Annotated in this window: 9 protein-coding genes and 1 pseudogene; 6 read left to right on the top strand and 4 right to left on the bottom strand. The window is 40.0% G+C overall.

Translation table 11 applies throughout. From position 1 onward, the window contains the following. Nucleotides 1-186 precede the first annotated feature (186 nt). The 5 genes from WQ54_RS25610 to cotJC all read left to right on the top strand — a co-directional run bounded on the left by WQ54_RS25610 (nucleotide 187) and on the right by cotJC (nucleotide 16,974). Nucleotides 187-3,342 carry a cyclic peptide export ABC transporter gene (locus WQ54_RS25610; RefSeq protein WP_046588626.1) on the top strand — a complete coding sequence of 1,052 codons (3,156 nt, stop codon included), beginning with the start codon at nucleotides 187-189 and terminating at the stop codon, nucleotides 3,340-3,342. 16 nt (nucleotides 3,343-3,358) lie between these two features. Continuing rightward, the gene (locus WQ54_RS25615) at nucleotides 3,359-15,598 is read left to right on the top strand and encodes an amino acid adenylation domain-containing protein (protein WP_046588627.1); all 12,240 of its coding nucleotides are present in this window, start codon (nucleotides 3,359-3,361) and stop codon (nucleotides 15,596-15,598) included. A 213-nt stretch (nucleotides 15,599-15,811) separates the two neighbouring features. After that, nucleotides 15,812-16,081: a spore coat associated protein CotJA gene (locus WQ54_RS25625; protein WP_269431591.1), complete on the top strand. Its 270-nt coding sequence runs from the start codon at nucleotides 15,812-15,814 to the stop codon at nucleotides 16,079-16,081. 5 nt (nucleotides 16,082-16,086) lie between these two features. Further along, complete coding sequence (locus WQ54_RS25630; RefSeq protein WP_046588631.1) at nucleotides 16,087-16,347, top strand: spore coat protein CotJB; 261 nt, start codon at nucleotides 16,087-16,089, stop codon at nucleotides 16,345-16,347. Nucleotides 16,348-16,404: 57 nt separating this feature from the next. Next, complete coding sequence (gene cotJC / locus WQ54_RS25635; RefSeq protein ID WP_046588634.1) at nucleotides 16,405-16,974, top strand: spore coat protein CotJC; 570 nt, start codon at nucleotides 16,405-16,407, stop codon at nucleotides 16,972-16,974. Nucleotides 16,975-17,129: 155 nt separating this feature from the next. Here the strand turns inward: cotJC and WQ54_RS25640 are convergent, their stop codons facing one another. The 4 genes from WQ54_RS25640 to WQ54_RS35740 form a co-directional block, all read right to left on the bottom strand. Then, entirely contained in the window at nucleotides 17,130-18,707 is a 1,578-nt protein-coding gene (locus tag WQ54_RS25640; protein WP_046588636.1) for an S-layer protein, read from the bottom strand. A 187-nt stretch (nucleotides 18,708-18,894) separates the two neighbouring features. Continuing rightward, on the bottom strand, nucleotides 18,895-20,703 hold the full coding sequence (locus WQ54_RS25645) for a LamG-like jellyroll fold domain-containing protein (protein WP_231597647.1): 1,809 nt from the start codon (nucleotides 20,701-20,703) through the stop codon (nucleotides 18,895-18,897). A gap of 492 nt (nucleotides 20,704-21,195) precedes the next feature. Then, nucleotides 21,196-21,636 carry a YwpF family protein gene (locus WQ54_RS25650; RefSeq protein ID WP_046588638.1) on the bottom strand — a complete coding sequence of 147 codons (441 nt, stop codon included), beginning with the start codon at nucleotides 21,634-21,636 and terminating at the stop codon, nucleotides 21,196-21,198. 316 nt (nucleotides 21,637-21,952) lie between these two features. Next, nucleotides 21,953-22,225 (bottom strand): helix-turn-helix domain-containing protein, encoded by a 273-nt coding sequence (locus WQ54_RS35740; RefSeq protein ID WP_046588639.1) that lies wholly within the window; start codon nucleotides 22,223-22,225, stop codon nucleotides 21,953-21,955. Here WQ54_RS35740 and ssb point away from each other — a divergent pair. Continuing rightward, a pseudogene (ssb, locus tag WQ54_RS33065) lies at nucleotides 22,196-22,465 on the top strand (single-stranded DNA-binding protein); the annotation flags it as partial. The gene WQ54_RS35740 and the pseudogene ssb sit on opposite strands and share 30 nt — an antisense overlap. Nucleotides 22,466-22,667 lie beyond the last annotated feature (202 nt).

Here is a 22,667-nt window from a genome sequence, read left to right on the forward strand (position 1 = left end):
AAGATAAGGGGGGAAACTGCTCGTAAAGATCCGCCGAAGGGACAGGGTGTCCAAATTAGGGGAGGGACATAAGGAAGCGGCAAGTTGGTTTCGCCTGGCCTTATGACAAGGTCACACTTGTACATCCTGTTCTTCGTTAAAACTACACAAATGGTCTTTCTTTAAGAAAGGGGGGAGTATGTTTGCATGGTAAACGTAAAAATCATCTTATTGGTCATAGGCGTGTTGTTGTCCTTGCCGTTAATGGCTAGTACTCAGATCGTTAACGCAGAAAATAATAGAGTACCGTTATCAAATGATGATCAAGAAAGACTTGATGAATTCATTGAACACCAAATGGATGAGGGCAAAATCCCGGGAATGTCGTTGGTAGTGGTAAAGGGTGACCAAACCGTTTATAAAAAGGGATTTGGTTATTCAGACCTTAAGGAAAAGAAGCTGGTTACTGATCAAACGTTATTTGAGATTGCTTCAAATACAAAAGCCTTTACAGCTCTTGCCATCCAACAGCTGGCTGAAAAAGGGCAGCTTAGCTTGAATGATTCAGTCAGCAAGTATTTGCCGTGGTTTCAAATGAAATATGAAGGTGAGTATCAAGGCCTCAGGGTCAATGAGAATGTGGATATAACGATCAAACAGCTCTTGCATCATACAAGCGGCATACCGTTCAATACGATTGGAAGGATTCCGATAGCAAGTGATGACAAAGCCTTGGAAAATACGGTTAGAGGGCTTGTCAATCAATCGGTGGACACCTATCCAGGTGAGCAATTTGTCTACTCCAGCATAAATTATGACATCTTAGGCCTGATTATCCAGGAAGTCACAAGCCAATCTTATGAATCATACGTTCAAACAATGATTTTAGACCCTTTGAAAATGGAACATACCCATTTGTTCAGAGACGAAGCAAACAGATTTGATTTGGCAAAGGGCTATAAGATTGGATTTTTAAAGCCAAATGAGTATGACGCACCGATCTATAGGGGAAATACTCCGGCAGGCTATATTATTTCAAATGCGAACGACATGGAAAGATGGCTTCGCGCACAGGTTGGGACTCTAGAGGACATTGATCGTCAAGACAAGGTGATCCAACAAGCAATTGAGCAAACACATCTGCCCAACCGTTCCGTTCCGCCCTCTGCGGATGGGTCTTCCTATGCTGGAGGCTGGGAGGTTTACCAAACTGATTCCGGCGAGATTTCCCATACTGGAAGCAATCCTACTTATTCCTCCTTTGTTGTTTTTCGCCCCGAGGAGAAGCTGGGCGTTGCCATTTTGGCCAATATGAATTCCGATTATACGCAAAGCATCGGGCAAGGAGTTATCAATCTTCTTTTAAAGAAAGAAATGCCAGCTGAAACAAAAGATATGTACCAGAGTATTGATTCTTTCTCTTTTACCGTGCTGTTGTTTATGGTTCCTTTTTCTTGCTTGACGATTTATTTCATGGTACGGGTCATTATGCAGGTGATCCAGAAAAAAAGAAGCTTGGAAGCAAACAAAATGAAACGGCTTGGTGTTCCAATGATTTCGATGATCTTTGTGTTGGCTGCCGGGTATTCCCTTTATAAAATTCCAGCTTTGTTTTTTTCAGGGCTTTCCTGGGATTTTGTGTACGTATGGGCACCAATTAGTATGGTGGTTGCCGCATGGGCATCCATGGCTGGAATCTTCCTATTTTGCAGCTATCTGTCGTTGATCTCAATTTATCCGAACACAGTAAATAAAACTAGGAATTTGTTTCCGCTCTTTGTGTTAAGTGCTGCGAGCGGCTTTGGAAATGCGTTTATCATTTTTATCATTAATGCAGCCTTAAACAGGCCTGATTTAGAAGCAAACAATCAATTGTTTTTATATTTTGCAATGGGAATGATCGTTTACGTACTTGCCCAAAAGCTGGTGCGAACCCAGTTAATAAACCTTACAAATAATTTGATTTATGAGCAAAGATTAAAGCTATTGAACAAAATTCTGGAAAATCCTTATGAGAAAATTGAACGCTCGGAATCAGAAAAAATCCAAACCGTATTAAATAATGATACTGAAGCGATCTCAAACTATGCTCCATCGATCATCACCGGTCTGACCGATTCGATTACTCTCTTATGCTGCTTGGTTTATCTCGGAGTCATCAATATTTACGGGCTTTTCATCTCGATTGGCGTCATTCTCGCTGCTGCGGGATTCTATTATGCAGCAGGAAGATCAGCCAACAAATTATGGGAGCAAACAAGAAATATTCAAAACATATTTTTTCGATATATCAACGATCTTATTGGCGGTTATAAAGAATTAAGCCTTGCGAAATCAAAGCGCGAAGAGTTTAAAGACGATATGAAAGAAAGCATTAGTGAGTATAAGGAAAAACGAATCCAGGGCGGGCTGAAATTTGCAAATGTCTTCATCATTGGCGAATTGCTGTTTGTTCTCGTTATCGGTGCTGTTACCTTTTTATTTCCCCTGCTTTTTAAAGATGTACAAAGCGAGTTTTTAAGAAGCTATGTTTTTGTCTTTCTTTATATGACTGGACCTATTCATAGTATCTTAAATGCAATTCCAAACGCCATTCAAATGAGAATCAGCTGGAGGAGAATAAATGAGTTTTCCAACTACCTCGAAATTGCCGGTGCCGGACAAAAGGAAGCTGCTGGTTTAGCAGAGCCTGCAGAAAGTGTGACGGCAGCGTACAAAGGAATAGGCTATCAATATGAGAATGAGCATGGAGAGTCATTTGAGGTAGGCCCGATAGATGTTCAATTCAAATCAGGAGAAATCGTTTTCATAACAGGTGGGAATGGAAGCGGCAAATCCACGCTTGCCAAACTGCTTACCGGCTTGTATCCATCGAAGAGCGGGGAGATAATGATTAACCATCAACAAGTGAACCAAGAAGAGATCACTGAATTGTTTTCGGTGATTTTCAGTGATTACTACCTGTTTAACAAAGTCTACGGTATCGATTGCAGCACAAGGGAAGATGAGATCAAGCATTATTTACACACTTTGCGTATTGATGACAAAATTCAAATTCAAAACGGCAAATTCAGTACGACAAAGCTTTCAACAGGTCAACGAAAAAGGCTGGCTTTGTTAATTAGTTATTTAGAAGATAAGCCAATCCATTTATTTGATGAATGGGCAGCTGATCAAGACCCGGAATTTCGTTCTTTCTTCTATATGGAATTATTGCCTGACTTAAAGGAAAAAGGGAAATGTGTGATTGCGATTACCCATGATGATCGATACTTCCATCTTGCCGATAAGGTGATCAAGATGGAAAGAGGAAAGATTGTGGAAGAAGTGCATCCAAATGAGGAAATAAAATCATTCATCTAAAGGAGGAGCTTACTGGATGGTAAAATTGGATAAACAACATGTTGAAGATATTCTAAGCCTGACTCCAATACAGGAGGGGATTTTGTTCCATTATTTAAAAGACACCCATAGCGAAGAGTACTTCGAGCAACTATCCTTGGAGATAACAGGAGCAATAAGCATGTCATGCTTTACTGAGGCGTGGGAGTCGGTTATCCAAACCAATGAGTCGTTACGTACACTATTTCGATGGGAAAAATTAAAAGCTCCTGTTCAAATTGTCCTGAAAAAACATGATCTGCAGCTGGAATTCATTGATCTTGTGCAAAAGCAAGAAACAGAGAAACAAGCCCTCTTAGAAGAAATAAGAAGGAAGGATCGTGAAACAGGATTCGATCTTCGGGAGGTACCGTTCAGGATCACGTTATGCAAATTTGCGGAAGATAAATATGAAATGATCATCAGCCATCACCATATTTTATATGATGGCTGGAGCAATGGCATTATCTTAAAGGAGTTCCTTGAGGCCTATCAGTGCCTTAGCCGCTCAGAGACATGCATGCCGCCTGTCAAGAAGAAATATAAGGATTTTATTAAATATATCCAGAGCCAGGATAAAGAAAAGCAAAAACGATTTTGGCAGGAATATTTAAATGGGTTTGATACGCAAACAATGCTGGAATCAAAAAAGAAAAAGGACACATCAATTCGGAACGACCGCCATCATCGGATTTTGCTTTCAAGGGCTGAATGGCAGGCATTTGCCCAAAGAAACGAGGTTACCCTTGCCTCGCTCATGTACAGCATATGGGGGATCGTTTTGCAGAAGAACAAAAATAGCGACGATATCTTATTTGGCTCAACCATTTCAGGTAGAGCGGGAGCCTTTCAGGGAATTGAAGAGATGGTCGGATTATTTATTAATACCATTCCTTTAAGAATCAGGAGATCACCTGGTGAAACAGCATTCGAACTAATAAAAACCGTAAATAAGTCCTTGCAAGATTGGGAAACATATGGAACCACCTCTTTACCGGATATTAAAAGATACAGTGAATTAGATGAAAAAACAGATCTTTTTGATACGATTGTTGTTTTTGAAAACTATCCTCTAGATCAGACCTTACGTAATAAAAATGGCGGAGAAATCGCATTTAATTCCTACTCCGCATTTGAAATGACGAATTATGGATTATCCCTCACCATTCACGTACTTGAAGACATTGAAGTAAGCTTTAGCTACAATGAACAACTCTTTGACACATCGACAATTGAACGTCTTGCTCAGCATTTTCTGATGATTGCGAATGACGTGTTAAAAAACCCGAATAAACAGGTTGAGGAAATCGAAATCATCTCTTCAAATGAGAAGCAGCAGATTTTATATGAATTTAATCGGACCGAAGCCCCTTATTCAACGAATGTGACGATTAGCGAATTAGTTGAACAGCAAGTGGAAAAAACACCTGATCATATCGCAATAGTGGATAAAGGAAGAAACGTTTCTTATAAAAAATTAAATGAGATGGCCAACAGCTTAGCAAATGTGCTGCTTTGCAAAGGAATAAAAAAAGGTGAAATTGTCGGCATTATGACAGGACCATCTATCGAAATGGTCACTGGCATCCTCGCTGTCTTAAAAGCTGGTGCAGCCTATTTGCCCATTGACCCAGAATATCCTGAATCCCGTAAGAGGCTGATAGTAGAGGACAGCGGAACAAGGTTTTTACTGACGGATCAACATTCATTTGCTCAAAGAGAAAATCTTGCGTCTAATACCATTCTTCTATTGGACGATAGTGGGATATTTTCGGGAGAAACCGCCAGTCCTAAAATAGATCGCAGCCCAGAAGATTTGTTTGCCGTATTTTACACGTCAGGGACGACTGGAAAACCAAAGGGTGTGATGGTGGAAAACCGAAGTGTCGTTAATTTGATTCAATGGTTTGGCAAAACGTTTGATATAAACGAACAGACAAATCTTTTGCAATTAACAAATTTCGTGTTTGATCCAAGCATTGAGGACTTTTTTGGCACGCTAGTATTCGGAGCCACATTGCATGTAGCTGAAAAGGATTTGCTTTTGAACAAAGATCGCTTTTGTGAGTATGTCGATCAACACCAAATCCATATGATTAATTTTATTCCAACAGTTTTAAAAGAATTATTATGTCATAATCGAAGGCTAAAGAGCCTGCACACAGTCATTTCAGGTGGTGAAAGACTGGAGGAATCATTGAAGAATGATTTGATTGATAGAGGATATAACCTGTATAACCATTATGGTCCGACAGAAATAACAGTCGATGCTTTAAGCAGTAAATGCTCCGAGAAAAATGTTACGTTAGGTAAGCCTATTTCAAATGTAAGATGCTATATTTTGGATAAAGATCAACATCTCTGTCCAATTGGCGTTCCTGGCGAGATGTACATCGCTGGAGCGGGAGTTGCCAAGGGATATTTGCATATGCCTGAAGCAACAAATGAAAAATTCGTAAAGGATCCCTTTTTTCCGAATGAACGAATGTATAAAACAGGTGATTTGGCCAGATGGACTTCTAACGGAGAAATTGAATTTTTAGGAAGAACGGATCACCAGATCAAAATCAGAGGCTACCGTGTCGAGCTTGCAGAAATTCACGAATTGTTACTAAAACTCGATTACATCCAAGAGGTAGCAGTCATTGATTGGGAAAATGAAAAGGGAAAAAAAGTGCTTTGCGCCTATCTTGTGTCCAATACAGAAATTCATACCAAAAAGCTAAAAGACTATTTATCTTCTAAACTGCCAGAATATATGGTCCCTACTTATTTCATCCATCTAGAGAAACTGCCATTAACATCGATTGGAAAAATCGATCGTAAGAACCTGCCTGCACCGAAAATGCAGACAAGCCATCAGCATGTGGCACCTACAGGCAAGAAGGAAAAGGATTTGGCAGAGGTTTGGTCCTCTGTATTAGGAATTGATACCGAAGCCATCAGCATAAATGATAATTTCTTCGAGCTTGGCGGAGATTCCATTTCCAGCATTCAGCTAGTGGGCAAGGCATTGCAAAAGGGGATTGAGATCACGGTAAGTCAGGTATTTAAACATCAGACAATTGCAGAGCTTGCTGCTAGTGCTGCGGAAAGAACAATGAGCCATCCTGAAGTAAAAGCGGAAGAGAAAGTGACTGGAGAAGTTCTTCTTACACCGATACAAAAGTGGTTTTTTGAACAGGATTTACAAAACCGTCATTTGTGGAACCAATCGATTCTGCTAGAAACGATGCCTGCCATGAATGTGGGAACACTGCGCAAAAGTTTTCATATTTTAACAGAACATCATGATAGCTTCCGTCTCAGGTATGACCAAAAAGAGGGAGAGTGGGTACAGTCTTATGCAGATTCGCAGGAAAATGTGATTTTTGAAAACTATGCGTTTGACCAGTACCATGAACAACCGTTGGATCACATCATTTCAAAAATACAGTATGGTTTAAATATCAAAGATGGACCGCTGATTCGTGCGGCATACTTTGACTTTGGCGACAGTCAAAATGGAAGGCTGTTTATTACAGCACATCATCTTGTTGTGGATGGATATTCATGGAGGGTCATCCTTGATGATCTTCAAGCCATTTATGAACAGCTTGAAAGCAGCAGCCCTGTTCAACTGCCGATGAAAAGCCTATCGTTTAAAAGGTGGTCAGAACTGCTTTATGAGTATGCGAAATCAGATCAGCTGAAAAACGAGCTTTCTTATTGGATGAATAATACGCCAACATCGATTAAGAAGCTGCCTGTTGATATGGAAGGCGGGCTCAATACCGAAAAGGCGGCACATACCCTTTCCTTAAAGTTGACAAAAGAGGAGACAGCATTTTTATTGCAGGATCATCCCCATCTATTTAAAACAAGAATAGATGATCTATTGCTAACCGCACTTTCTAAAACCTTGTCAAAATGGAACGGAGCCACTTTAATTGATCTGGAAGGGCATGGGAGAGTTCCATTGTTGCAGGAGCATAATCTATCTCGAACAGTAGGATGGTTCACATGCGTCTATCCAATGGTTTTAGGGGATATGGAGCCGAACAGCGGCATGGAAGATGTGCTGAAGCAAGTGAAAGAACGGTATCGAAGCATCCCAATGGGCGGAATTGGGTACGAAATCATAACCTATCTTGCAGAGGATGAGTTGAGTGAACAGCTCACATCCAAGCCGAGAGCGCAAATAAGCTTTAACTATTTAGGCCAGCATGAGCAAGCAGGAACAGAACCACAGCTATTTATGCTCTCTGAGGTGAATGCCGGAACGAACCGTGATGTAGATGGCATAAGAAGTCACTTGCTCGATATTGATTGCATGATTGTTGATAAAAAGCTGTCGATTGAATGGAAATACAGTTCAAATCATTATTTCCCTGAAACGATTCAACGATTAGCAACAGACTTTATTCATCATTTAAAAGAGATCATTGCATCCTGCCAAACAACCACGATAAACACCCTTACACCCTCTGATTTCCCGTTTGCTTCCATCGAGCAAGGGAAGCTGGATGAGTTTAGTAAAAGATATAAAGCAATTCAAGATATCTATACCTTAACACCGGTACAACAAAGCATGATCTTCCACCATATCTACTCCCCGGATTCATCTGTAACGGTGGAGCAAACGGTGTTTTCAATCGAATCAAAACTTAATATAAAAGAATTTGAACAAGTGTGGCAAACGATTCTTGACCGCCATGATAGCTTACGAACTTCCTATCATTGGGCGGGCCTTGAGGAACCAGTACAGGTTGTTCATCGAAATTTAAAAGTCCCTTTTCAGGTTGTAGATTGGACAAACCTATCAAAGCATGAGCGGATAAAAAGTTTAGAGATGCTGCTTGAGGAGGATCGCAAAAAAGGGTTTGATCTTTCCGAACCGCCGCTTTTGAGGATACTTGTTGTTAAACGGGGCGAGTCCGCCTATGATGTGGTCTGGACCCATCACCACCTGCAGGTCGATGGCTGGTGTAATAGCATTCTCTTTAAGGAAATCGGCGAGATCTATAAAGCCTATTGTACTGGTGAAAAATTAGCATTAGGAAAAGCTCGTTCATTCAAGGATTATATCGAATGGCTGCGCAGACAAGATAAGCAAAAGGCAGAACAATTTTGGCGAAAGACGTTAAAGGGTTTTAAAGAGCCGATCCGCTTTAGTGATCTATTTTCTGTTAAAGCAGGTACAAATGAAGCACCCGCCTTTGGAGATGTTTCATGCGCAGTGTCACAGGAAAAGCAGGATGTGGTCCAAGCCTTCGCAAGGAAGCATCGAATCACGTTAAATACGTTGGTTCAGGGAGCATGGGCGCTTTTATTAAATCGCTATTCAGGGGAAAAGGATCTTACATTTGGTGTGACATCATCAGGTCGTCCTGCCGAATTAAATGGCTCCGATTCCATGATCGGCTGTTTTATGAATACTCTCCCATTCAGGATAAAGATAGACCCTGGCTTGCATATGATCTCGTGGCTTAAAGAATTACAAGTAGCATTAGCAGAAATGCGTCAATATGAGTATACCTCTTTAGCCGATATCCGAAGTTGGAGTGAGGTGCCAAGGAATTCAGCCTTATATGATCTGTATGAAAGCATTGTGATTGTTGAAAATTATCCTTTTGATGCAGCATTAAAGGATGGAATGGGGGAGCTAGAGATAAGCTCCGTCCGCACAGATGAACAAATGGATTATCCATTGGTCGTTTATTGCAACCTGCAGCCAGATCTCCACTTTAAGCTTTTGTATGACAGTCGTTTTCTTAATGAACCAGAAGCAAATCAGGTGCTTACACATTTCATGAACATCCTCTGGGAAATAACGGAGATGGATGCAGAAAATGGCCAATTAAGCAGTATATCAATGATCTCGGAATCAGAGCTTAACCAAATCTTATTTGAACTGAATCCAACTGCAATGGAATATCCTACAGATGTTTGCTTTCAAGATCTATTTGCAACCCAAGTGAAAGCGCAGTTCGTTCAACCTGCAGTGATCCAAAACGGGGAAAGTCTATCCTATTATGAGCTTGATCTTCTCTCAAACAAGTTAGCAAATCGGCTGGTAAGACTTGGTGTAGGTCCTGATGTGCCGGTAGGTTTGTATATCGAGCGTTCATTAAACATGATTGTAGGAATCCTTGGCATTTTAAAAGCTGGAGGGGCTTTTCTTCCGATCGATGCAGATTATCCAGGGGAAAGAGTCGACATGATGCTAGAGGATGCTCAAGTCTCAGTCCTTCTAACGCTAAGCAGCCTTGAGCCAAAGCTTCAAACCTATGAAGGACGTACAGTTTTCCTTGATGCAGAATGGGAGGGAATTCTTGAAGAGCCGGTTGATCAGCCTATAACCGGCATTGAACCTAAGAATTTGGCTTACATCATTTACACGTCAGGTTCATCAGGGAGACCTAAAGGGGTTATGATGTCACATGAAGCGGTTGTAAGCCACACCGTCGATATGATAAATCGTTATGAATTGAAGCCATGGGACAGGGTTCTTCAGTTTTCGTCAATAAGCTTTGATATTTCGTTAGAGCAAATCTTTACCGCACTCGCTGCGGGAAGTACGCTTGTTCTTCGTGATCATGATTTATGGACGCCTTACCAGTTTTCGCAAAAATGTGCGGAATATGGGCTAACGGTTGTCAATCTGCCAACCTCTTATTGGGGAGAAGTGACCCAGGCATGGCATGGGAAGCCTGAATATATTCCAAACAGCCATTTAAGGCTTGTCATTGTTGGCGGGGAACAGATGTCTGCTGAAAAAGTGAGAATGTGGGAGAATACCCCTTTACATCACATTTCTCTTTTGAATGCCTATGGCCCAGCTGAAACCGCCATGACGAGTACCTTGTATCATGTATCCGGTAACGGAATGAAAAGTTCCCATTTACCATTTATTCCTGTAGGTAAGCCGCTTGCAAACAGACGGATTTATATTCTTGATAAGGAAATGAACCCTTTGCCAATTGGTGTGAAAGGGGAAATCTGTATCAGCGGCTTGCCTTTGGCGAGAGGCTATCTAAATAATCCTGAGATGTCGAAAGGGAAATTTATTCAAGACCCGTTTGAAAAAGGAAGCCGGCTTTATAAAACCGGGGATATGGGGAAACTTCTTCATGATGGAAACATTCAGGTGCTTGGAAGAATGGATGACCAAATAAAAATTCGGGGACACCGAATTGAAATTGCTGAAATCGAAGCAGCTTTAAATAAGTTAGCACAGATCAAAGACTCGGCAGTTGTCGTCAAGGCCGACGACACAAATGAGAGATACCTTGCTGCTTATTATGTTTCAGCCGAACATTTAAGTCCCGCTGCTTCTGAAATGAAGAGATTTTTACAAAGCAAAATTCCAGAATATATGATACCATCCTTTTTTATTGAAATGGAAAAACTTCCATTAAATCCAAATGGGAAAATTGATAGAAAAGAACTTTCTGCATTGGAAATGAAGGTAGAAATGACGAATGGGTATGAAATGCCCTACAATGATACCCAACAAAGGCTGGCCCGGATTTGGGAAAACATATTAGGGATGGATAGAGTAGGGATCGATCATTCTTTCTTTGAATTAGGCGGTCAATCCTTAAAGGCAATTACACTAGCTTCAGAAATTCATAGGGAATTTCATGTTGAGCTTCCACTTATGCAAGTGTTCACATCGCCAACGATCAAGGAGTTGGCGGTATGTATTGAAGAATTGGCAGAGAAAAAAGAGCAGGTTAAAACGATTAGGCCGGCAGCACGGCAGGATTATTATAAGGTCTCACCTGCACAGAAAAGAATGTATATCGTCAGCCAGCTGAACGGTTCAAGTACCAATTATCATATATCGGGTGCTGTTCGACTTGAGGGTAAGGTAGATCTGAGCAGGCTTGAAAAGTCATTTCAAGCGTTAATCAAGAGGCATGAAAGCTTACGTACAACCTTTGAACAGGTGGATGGCAACATCCTGCAAAAGGTTCATCAGGACATTGAGTGGTCCATTCAGCATCTGCATGCAAATAAAAGCAATGTGGACGAGATGATTGAGGCATTCATTAAGCCATTTGATTTAGCAAAAGGTCCATTATTCAGAGCAGCCGTAATCGAACTTTCTAAAGAAACTTACGTACTCGTTTATGATATGCATCATATTGTATCAGATGGTCTGTCAGTTGCGATTTTAATCAGGGAGTTTTCCAGCCTATACCAAGGTAAGGCCCTGCCGGATCCTAAAATCCAATATAAAGATTTTTCAGCATGGCAAAACCAAATGATAGAATCAGGACAAGTAAAGCAACAGGAAGAATATTGGCTAAGCAAATTTTCTGGAGAAATACCGCACTTACATCTTCCAACAGATTTTCCTAGAGTGGGTAAACCGATGGTTGAGGGTGACCAGGTTCAATTTCGTTTAGATAAAGGCTTTACTGCCAAACTACACGAAATATCAAAGATAAACGGCGTTACCTTGTATAATCTATTACTCTCAGCATTCAATGTTCTTTTGTATAAGTATAGCGGACAGAACGATATTATCGTTGGAACTCCTGTATCTGGAAGACGGTATGCTGAGCTTGAAAATATGGTCGGCATGTTTGTTAATACGCTTGCACTAAGAACGAATCCTGACTCTGAAAGAAGATTTACTGATTTTGTCAAGGAGGTAGCGGATCAAACACGCCAGGCCCTAGAGCATCAAGAATACCCTTTCGAGATGTTAGTTGATAACGTGCAAGTGGAAAAAAGCTTAAATCGCCACCCATTGTTCGATGTTATGCTAGCTTTTGAGAACGTAGATGAGGCAACGGCTGAAATTGATGAATTTGTCATTTCGCCATATGAATATAAAAACCGCACAACAAAATTTGACTTGGAGCTAAAAATTACCGAGCAAAAAGACCATCTTTATTTTGTCATAGAGTTCAGAACAGGCTTATTCCGCAGAGCTACAGTGGAACAAATGGCCAAACACTTGGTGAAACTATTTGAAGTGATCACGGAAAACATGGCCGTTTCTATCGGTGAAATTGACCTTTTAACAACAGAAGAAAAAACCCAACTTATCAAAATGAATGATACGGATGCTCTTTTCCAAAAAGACAAGACAATCAAACGCCTGTTTGAAGAACAAGTAGCCAAGCATCCTAATCACACGGCAGTCGTGTACGGTGATAGGCGAATGACATATAAAGAGCTAAATGCAAGGGCGAATCAACTTGCAAATTATTTAATCAAGAAGGGTGCAGGGCGAAATACAGTCATTGGTCTGCTTGCTGAGCCTTCCATCGACATGATTGTCGGACTATGGGGCATCATTAAAAGCGGGGCAGCATACCTGCCAATCGATCCAGAGTTTCCTGAGGAACGGATGCATTTCATGCTCGAGTCCAGTAAAGCCGCTGCACTGCTTTGTATGTCTCATTTGTACCCTTTCAGGGAAAGTTGCTGTGAAGTGATTGAATTGGATTGTGAAGCAATCGCTTCTGCACATGAATTGAACCCTGATGACCTTAGTACACCTGATGACCCAGTGTATCTTATTTATACATCTGGAACAACCGGCTATCCAAAAGGAGTACCGATTAAGCATCAAAGCTTGGTTAACTATGTTTCATGGTTTACCCGTGAGGCGAATCTCACAGATACAGATAAATCAATGCTTGTATCATCGTTTGCCTTTGATTTAGGCTATACAGGCTTGTACTCAGCATTGGTAAATGGTTGTGAGCTGCATGTGGCGCCAAAGGAACTTTATACCATGCCAAAAACTTTGCTAAGCTATCTAAATGATCAGCAAATAAGCTTCATAAAACTGACTCCATCCCTTTTCACATCGATAGTCGATAACCTGACAATCAAGGAGGATGCCAATCAATTAGCGCTAAGACTAGTCGTTTTAGGTGGAGAAGAGTTGAAATCAGCAGATATCGTGAAGTTTCATCGCCTGTACCCAAACACTGAAGTCATGAACCATTATGGGCCAACCGAAGCAACGATTGGTTGTATTGCGAATAAACTTGACTTTGAACAATATGAACCATTATCAAATGGAACCATCATTGGAAATCCAATTGATAACGTAAAAGTGTTTATCCTTGATCAGTATCAGAAACCTGTACCAATTGGGGGAGCCGGTGAAATCTGTATTGCTGGAGTAGGGTTGACAGAAGGGTACTTAAACCAGGCAGAGCTAAATTCCGAAAGGTTTATTGAAGGTTCAATCTTGGGCCATGAACCAATCAGGATGTATAAAACAGGAGACCTTGGGCGAATCACAGCTAATGGGAATATTCAGTTTTTAGGACGAATGGATCAGCAGCTGAAAATTCGCGGCTATCGAGTGGAGCTAGAGGAAGTAACCTCAGTGATCCTTCAGGATAAGACAGTGAAACATGCAATTGTCATACCGCATTTGAATGAAGTGGGGAATCAAGAATTACATGCCTATCTAGTGCTAAAAGAAGGTGAAAACGGTGAAGGAATGAGAGACTACCTTTCTAGTAAACTCCCTTACTATATGATGCCGTCTGTTTTTGTTAAAGTGAATAAAATACCATTGACCGCTAACGGTAAACTTGATCTAAAAGCCCTTGAAGAGATCAGGGATGCTTCTTTAATAAATGTCGAGTATGAAAAACCTAAAGATGTAGTAGAACAAAAGATTGCAGACATCTGGAAGGAGGTCCTGGATGTCAAAAAAGTCGGGATGAATGACTCCTTTTTTGAAATGGGCGGGAATTCCCTAAAAATCATGCTTGTAACAACGGAAATTCATAAGCAATTCAATGTAACGATTCCATTACGGGAAGCCTTCAAAACACCAACAGTTAGAGGGATGAGCGACTATATTAAAAAGGCAGCCGAAACCAAGTATTCTTCGTTGCAGCCATTAGAAAAACGTGAATACTATGAGCTTTCATCCGCACAAAACAGGCTGTACACCATTCATCAAATGGAAGGTCTCGACACAACCTACAATATGGCAAGAGCCACCCTGTTAGAGGGTGAAATCAACCTGGATCAACTGAAAGCAGCGTTTGGTGAGCTAGTAATGAGACATGAGGCATTACGAACCTCGTTTGAAATTGTGAAGGGCGAAGTGAAACAGCGTATTCATGATGATGCGAAAGTCAACATTATCTATTTAGAATCTGACGAGGAAATGGTTCTTAGCCCTAATGGAGATCCGGATGAAAAATTAATCCATGTCATTCAAGGGTTCATTAAACCCTTTGACTTAACAAAGGCTCCATTGGTAAGGATCATGCTGATTCGCTTAAACAAAATCCAGCATGTGTTACTAACAGATATGCATCATTTGATTTCTGATGGTTATTCCGTCAATCTTTTGCTGCATGAATTTTCACTGCTTTATCAGGGACAAAAGCTTACCGAGAACCGGGTTCAGTACAAGGATTATGTTGCTTGGCAGCATCAGTTTTTCAAAACAAAGGAGGCGAAAAAACAGGAGGAATATTGGCTGGATATCCTTTCTGGTGATCTTCCGGTCTTGCAATTGCCAACGAATTTTCCTCGTCCGCCGATACAAAGCTTTGCTGGTGACAGCTTTTTGTTTGAAAGCGGAAAGGAATTAAAGCAGCGGCTTGAAGAGCTTTGCTCGAATACGGGTACGACACCGTATATGGTTTTATCGGCTGCATATAGCATCCTGTTATCCAAATATTCGTCACAGCAAGACATCATCATAGGCTTGCCAATTTTAGGGCGAACACATTCAGATTTAAAACATATGATTGGGATGTTTGCCAATACGATTGTAATCAGAACGTTCCCTAATCGGGATAAATCCTTTGTAACATTTTTAAGCGAAGTAAAGGAACAACTACTTAAAGCATATGATCATCAGGATTATCAGCTTGAGATGCTCTTGGATAAATTGCAAATGAGGCGTGAACCAGGAAGGAACCCGCTCTTTTCGACGATGCTTGCCCTTCAGGATGCCCCAATCAATGAAAGAACGGTAGGGAACTTGAAATTAACTCCAGTCAATTACAGAAATAAGACAGCGAAATTTGACCTCTCTCTATTTGTGGAAAATAGGGAGGAAGGCATGGTTTTTGAAATTGAATATGCAAGCAGTTTATTTACAAGGGAAACGATCAAGAAATTTGCTAATGATCTGCTGGATATTTTAAACAGGATAATTTTGGATAAAGAAAAAAGAATAGAAGAGATGGAGATAGTAGGATTAGTAGCAGAAAATGAAGAAATTAAAAATATTACATTCCAATTCTAGCAGGCAGAATGGTCACAAGGCTTTCAAACAAAACGTTTGGGAGCCTTTTTTATTGCAGCAACATGAAATAGTAAGGGTGCCATTCCAAATTTTTTCAAAAAACACTCATATGTACAAATCTCCTATGAATATGATGGAGATAAAGTATGTGTTCAAAAGGGGAATGGAAAGAAAACAAAAAATATCCCTTTTGTCTATTAAAAAGAGGTGTAAATGGTGAAAGATATGAATTTTCCTTATGAGCAGCCGGCAACATTCACTAGAATGAAGGCGTATCAACCGTTTCATAGCCGCTTTGATCCTTGCCCGCCAATCGGATTGAAGTTTTATTCAACACCGCCTCATTTATATATGGGATTTCAGCCGCCAAACCTTCAGCAGTTTCCTCCTAAGATTGCATTGAAAAAGGGCACACTTTGGCCTGCATTATACGACCCGTATGAAAATCCATATGAAAGCCCTGATGAAGGAAAAGGGAGGTAGTGAGTGTGAAGCAATTACCTGATGAATATTACCACCTGCTTGAAGAAATTCAAGCGGTCGATTTTGTTCTTGTCGAACTGACCCTTTATCTGGATACCCATCCAAATGATATCCAGGCTCTTCAGCAATTTAATCAATGTGCTTTAAAAAGCAAGCAGCTGAAGCAAGTGTTTGAGTCTAAATTTGGAATGTTGCAAGGCTTTGGGAACAGCTTTGCAGATGCAAATTGGAGCTGGGGATCTGCTCCATGGCCATGGCAGGTTTAATTTGATCAAGGATCGGTGCTGCCCGGTCCTTTCACTACGAAAGGAGAGGAACAGAGCATGTGGGTATATGAAAAAAAGCTTCAATATCCAGTAAAAGTTAGCACATGTAATCCGACTCTGGCGAAATATTTAATTGAACAATACGGCGGTGCTGACGGGGAATTAGCGGCTGCATTGCGTTATTTAAATCAGCGTTATACGATTCCAAGCAAAGTTATAGGCTTACTAAATGATATTGGAACAGAAGAATTTGCTCATCTAGAAATGATTGCAACAATGGTTTATAAGCTAACCAAAGATGCTACACCTGAGCAGCTAAAAGCAGCAGGTTTGGGCGAACATTATGTGGATCATGATTCTGCCTTGTATTACCACAATGCAGCCGGTGTGCCTTTTACAGCAACTTATATTCAAGCTAAGGGAGACCCAATTGCAGATTTGTATGAAGATATTGCGGCAGAAGAAAAAGCAAGGGCTACATACCAATGGCTTATTAATATTTCAGATGACCCTGATATAAATGATAGTCTTGCCTTTTTAAGAGAGCGGGAGATTGTCCATTCGCAACGATTTAGAGAGGCAGTAGAAATTTTGAAAGATGAACGTGATCGTAAGAAATATTTTTAAGACAAACTCGGAGCGTCGGTGCGTTCCGAGTTTTTTTATTGCTCATTAGATTAGGATTTTTTGAATAGATTGACCTTTTTTGAACGAATAGTAAGAAGGCTGTCAGAAAATTCCCCGACAGCCTGATGCCTCTTTATAAAAGCAGATTCCCCGTATTATTCCTTATTTGACTGATCTTCCACACTGACGAAAATTGGATTGGAATAAAACCAGAGATCTTGATAATTTCGTTTATTGATTTCGGCAAAACGTGTTTCATTATCTTCAATATTTGTTACTGGATCAATCAGGGGCTCTCCGTTACTTGTTTCTCCTGGGACATTTACTCCCAGATTGGTCCCTCTAAGTCGGAAATATTGATCCTTATCTGCTCTTGTTTTAAATGTAATGACGTTGTATCCATTGTGATCTGTTTTCCAGTCTTTGCTTGAGAATCGTTTCATTACTTTGGTTGTATCATTTGTATTTTTGTTGTAGGCATCTGTGTTAGGAGCAGCTTTCCCAGTTACGTCACCAGCAATCAGATCGACATGATCTACTTGAACTGGATCTCCATTATTATTTTTTGCTGGGCTTTTAAAGCGGATTGTTATCGTAACCAATTGTCCTTCTTTTACTTGAAGGGTTTCTCCCATCTCAGCTTCGTCCCCAGCACCTTTTGCTCTAAAATCAAGTGCATTGATTAAATCTCCAAAAACGGAGAAGGATTTTCCGGACCTCATTCCATCCACAACAGCCTGCGCTGAGGAACCGTTCACCCATGTATAGTTTTTGGAATACTGGCCAGGCCAATATCCACTGGAGTATAGACCATTATCACTAATATGGAAATGGGAGTCCGAATTGGAAAAGTTCCAGAAATGTCGTCCTTCTCCAAGGAGTGCATCCCATGTACCGCCAAGCTTAGCAAGCATATAATCTGAACCGCCATATGTTCGGTTTTCTGGTGTGGAAAGATTTAAACCGCCTCTGTCAGGCTCCATTTGATTTCCAGGCATTCCTTCAAATCCAAAAGCAACATTTGGGGCGATGTTATTGAAGTCGCGGAAATCGGAAACTGTGTAAACTCTTTTTCTAGATGGATGATTAAATATAGCAAAACTTGTATTCTTGTAATTTTTCTCAAGCCAAACCAAAGCTGTCCGAGCATCCTGCGGAGTCTTATAAGCTCTTTGATCCTGAGCATTCCATACGGATACATCTTCTGAATTAAACATCTTTTCATCCCGATCCGTAAATAAATATTCAAACTGGTTTATTGCTTTTAAGGTTTTCATGGATCCGGCTTGATCGCCTAAAATCCCAATGCCTACATGTTCGTAAGTAGGCATGTCCCACTCGAATCCCGAAAAGATGATTTTATTTTTATATCTTCCTGCATCTTGCAATTGTTTTATTTTTGGTGCTTGAAATTGCATGATTCCTTGTGACATTGGAATCGGTCCGCCTGGAATCGGATTTCCTTCATCGTCTCGGGATGATGGTCTTAAGTGATCGGATATTCCAATCCAATCCATCCCATACTGATCAAATCCATGGTCTAGAAGCTCTTCAAGAGATTGCTGGGAATCATCAGACTGAAACGTATGAGTATGATATTCTCCAGTCAACCATCTGCCCTCTGAATTCCCGGATTTGACATTCTCAACTTCTTTTGCGTTCACTGGCAATCCTTGAAGAAGGATAGAAAAACTGAGGGCTAAAACAGATATTGCTTTACATTGACGCAGCATTTTTACTTTACCTCCAAATAAATGAAAAATAGTAAGACAAATTCTATTTTACTGAAAGCATATGAACTCTATATTTACGTTTTATATTTTTTATGTAAAAAAGGAGATGACTCAGTACAAAGAATGTTTCATGACACTCAGGCCTATTCAATCGGCGGAGTATTCTTTGTACGAGTCATCCTGTCAGTTAATTCAGGGTAAATCTTTCTTTAAAATTGAAATCTAATTCAAATTGATTGCGGTTATCGGTTAAATAATTAAAATCAATATATGTTTTTTCCTTTTTCGACATTTCGTCTACAAATGGGGAGTAAGTACGGAAAAACAGTTTGTTTTTCTCTTCATCAAATTCGACTAGTCTTAGCCAGCCATTTCCGCCTCGATAGTTTGATTGGTAATTGACTAGCATTTGAATCACATCGTTCCCTGCCGCGTTTTGTTTGACCCGGTGTGTGATTCCAAAGTAATGCCCATTAACCGTCATAAACACTTGATTGTGTTGGTTGACAAGCTCATTCCAGATAAGTTTCCCGTTAGACGACTCAACGGCAGTGGTTTCATTATTTTCTGCTTGAGGATATATAATATCATGAGAAACGATGATCGTTGGTATGTTTTTATGTTGATTTAAAACACCTTTTGACCACTCTAAATCCTTTTGAAGATTTTTCATATCAACCATTAAGAGTAAGTATTCATAGCTGCCGGCTTCAACAAGAGCATAAGAGCCATAGCCTGAAGGAGAAGAACCCTTATAGTATTCTTTATCTGCAAAACGCTGCGGTCCATAATGTGTTAAGAATGGATCTCCACTAGCATAATCATGATTTCCTGCTGTCATGATATAAGGAATATCCTTTTTCTCTAAATAGGAAATAGATTCAAGAGAATTTTGCCATTGTGCTTCTGAATTACTATCGACAATATCACCAACAAATGCATTCATGACAATATTGTTTTTCTTTGTATTTTTAGCAATCCACTTCATTTGGCTGGTAAAGATCTCTGGATTGTGGTTAGAATATTTCTGTGTATCTGGTACAAAAAGAAAATTATAATTATTTTTATCTGTTAGGAATGGGAGTTTCTTGTTTGTTCCTTCCACCGGCTGATCATCACGAGCATCTTGAATAAGCCATTCTTTTTCAGACAAAGCCTCATCTGCGATTCGTATTTCTTGAATATTGCCTGCAAATAATGCATCTAATTCATTTCCCCACTCAGAAGCACCGATGTTCCAGCCTTTACCTTCTATCGTTGCAATGCCTTTTACCTCTATTGATTTTCCGTAATCGCTAATGCCATTTACTGTTAAAGTCGTTGTTTGCCCGTCATTAACAACCGCCAAATGGTACCATTCATCACTATTTAATGAACGAGACCAGTTGGTCACATTATAATTTAGATTTGATGGATGGCTTGTCCATTGAATTTCTTGGTCACTGGATACAGACAATGTTGTAAGAATTTCTTTCTCGCCTTCCGTTTTATTGAGATCAGCAGCCTGCCCTTGTCTGGTTAAAATCCCCATCCAACTATGTAAACTACTATTAAAATCACTCGGTAATTTAAAAACGGCTTCGATCGTAAATCCATTTTCAAATGTCTCAGAATTGATTGGTGAATCATTGGTTGTTTTTAAATACCTTCCCGCAGGAGCTTTTTTATAATTAGCAAATTGTAAGCTATCAATCTTTTCTTGGCTATCATAATCATCCTCTGACCATGTCAGCATATTTTTCAATTCTGGTGAAGACGAATCTCCAACCGTTACTATCTCTAAATCGTTTCCATTTTGGCTGGCATCTTCAATGACCATATTCCCGTTTTCAATCGAACCGCTTTTCACATATTCTTTTGAAAATTTCCAATCTGCTACAATGCTTGTGGTTTCTTTTTGGGCTGCAGAACCCGAAGATGCAGCAGTTGCAGTAAAAGTAGGAACCATCAAACATATGAGAGAAAAACCTGCTATTACATTTTTCATTCCCATCATCTTTTCCTCCTAGTAAAAATTAGCTAGCAATAGAAGATTATCAGTTAATTATTAATATTGCTTAAAGGATAGATTAATGTTGTGTAAACACTAATATTGGCCTTTTGAGTTATTGTTCGTTTTCCTTTAATAAAACCCTCTATTTTTTTCAATTAAACATTTTTACAAATTTCAACTTGAAGACGAAGGGATTTTGCTATTTGTTACTAAACTCGTATAAAAGGCCTAGGAAGGTTTTTATTATTGCCAGAGGAAATGAAATGTTATACGTTTTGATAAAGTTTAACCGTTTATTAGAAGAAGGAACTTTTCAGGTTTCTAAAATGAAAAAAGGCTCCAAAAATTGGAGCCTGAGACCTGATAAAACATTCTTCCAATCTTCACGGGCAGGAAACCACCTCAAGCATCGAGGAAAAGGAAAGAAGATCGGATAACTGCCCGTAAAGACTCGGTGAAGAAAAGACTTTCGTTATTATTATGTGATTGTCAGTATTATAATTTCGTTGATTCTTTCCGCTGATGAACGTTTTCTGAAAAAGTTTTTAGGAGATCTTCTCCTATTAACCCTTGCCCCATTAAGGAACGAAGCAGCTCCTCTGGATCATGGATTGGTCTGGATGTTAATAATCGGCCATCTAATAAAATTGATAAATGGTTTTCAAGAGGAGTAATGGTTTTAACCTTTGACAGGATATGGGCGGGTGCATTGGTCTTTTTCGAAATGGTCACTAGGACTTTTATTTTCGTTTTCGTCTCAGATAGCTTTTCGAAGTAAGATTGATGCTCTTTTGGAATGAGCGCTTCAATTAACCAGGAATTTTCTCCATCCTCAAGGTTAATGATTAACCCGTCTTCGAGCGGAATCTTTTTGATTGTCTTTTCTTGATCAATTTCTTGTTCAATTTTCAAGCCCACAAGCTTAAATGTTTTCATCGCCATCACCCCTGTAAGCTAAATTTTTAATGAATAGCAAAAAATGATGATACTTCGTCTTTTTGTCCAGCTGCGAAGCAAGCATGTTCAAGTGGAATCAGTGAGACAGAACGATCTAGTTTTTACTTCCAGCGCCCAGCTCGTATTTTATACGTTGCTTTGCATCTATTCGTCTTTACTTATTATACCATAGGAACAATTATTGCCAAAAAAGCGACCGTTACTCAGACAACTTCTTCGTCTTTTCAATAACGGTAATTAACATATCTTCAATCAGCCTGCGGTCTTTTGGCTTAGCTAGTAAAAGCTGTTGTAGTCAAACAATCATTTTGGGATTCTTAATTAAATAATCAATCACGTGCGGCAGTGAAGGTTCCTCGCTATAGTCTCCAAATACTTCAAAAAGGTAATCATTTGTTTGCGGCTTTCTTCCAATCAGCTCGTCGATGCTAATATTAAAAGCCTTGCTTAAGGAAAGCAGGTATGATAAAGCAGGCTCTTGGACTCCTGTTTCAAGCCGCGTTATAACTGGCCGGGAAACGTTCAGCCTTTCCGCGACGCAAATATCACGTTGGCTGTAAGCCGGCAATTTCGTAATGCAGCAGGTGAGATCGATACGGATTTTGTTAACTGTACGCTCTGGAGACGAACGGCTGAAAACACGGCAAACTATTGACGAAAAGGCTCAATTGTTGGTGTCACAGGAAGAATCCAGACACGCAGCTATGAAAATGCAGAACGAATCCGTGTCTATGTCACTGAAGTTGTAGCCGATTCCGTTCGCTTTATGAGCGGCAAACCACGTGAATTAGTCGAGCAAGAAAGCTAGTTCCGCTTTACTCTGCACTAGAAAAAATCAAAAGTACCCCCTTAACTCCTCATAGTTTGAGAGGCTGGTTGCCGCTAGATTGCCTTAGCAACCAGCCTATTTTTAGGAGAAATGATGGTGTAATAGCATAGAGGAGGTGAGAGAAGGAGGGAAGAATGATTAAGAACCTTCATTTTTCACTTCTAACGTAGGAAATCCATGA

Source organism: Bacillus sp. SA1-12 (genome assembly GCF_000981385.1).
In the GTDB taxonomy this organism is placed as follows: domain Bacteria; phylum Bacillota; class Bacilli; order Bacillales; family Bacillaceae; genus Metabacillus.

Coding starts and splice junctions, on each gene's coding strand:
- WQ54_RS25650 (WP_046588638.1), bottom strand. CDS start 21,636: ATGAAAACATTTAAGCTTGTGGGCTTGAAAATTGAACAAGAAATTGAT.
- WQ54_RS25625 (WP_269431591.1), top strand. CDS start 15,812: ATGGTGAAAGATATGAATTTTCCTTATGAGCAGCCGGCAACATTCACT.
- WQ54_RS25640 (WP_046588636.1), bottom strand. CDS start 18,707: ATGCTGCGTCAATGTAAAGCAATATCTGTTTTAGCCCTCAGTTTTTCT.
- WQ54_RS25610 (WP_046588626.1), top strand. CDS start 187: ATGGTAAACGTAAAAATCATCTTATTGGTCATAGGCGTGTTGTTGTCC.
- WQ54_RS25645 (WP_231597647.1), bottom strand. CDS start 20,703: ATGATGGGAATGAAAAATGTAATAGCAGGTTTTTCTCTCATATGTTTG.
- WQ54_RS25615 (WP_046588627.1), top strand. CDS start 3,359: ATGGTAAAATTGGATAAACAACATGTTGAAGATATTCTAAGCCTGACT.
- cotJC (WP_046588634.1), top strand. CDS start 16,405: ATGTGGGTATATGAAAAAAAGCTTCAATATCCAGTAAAAGTTAGCACA.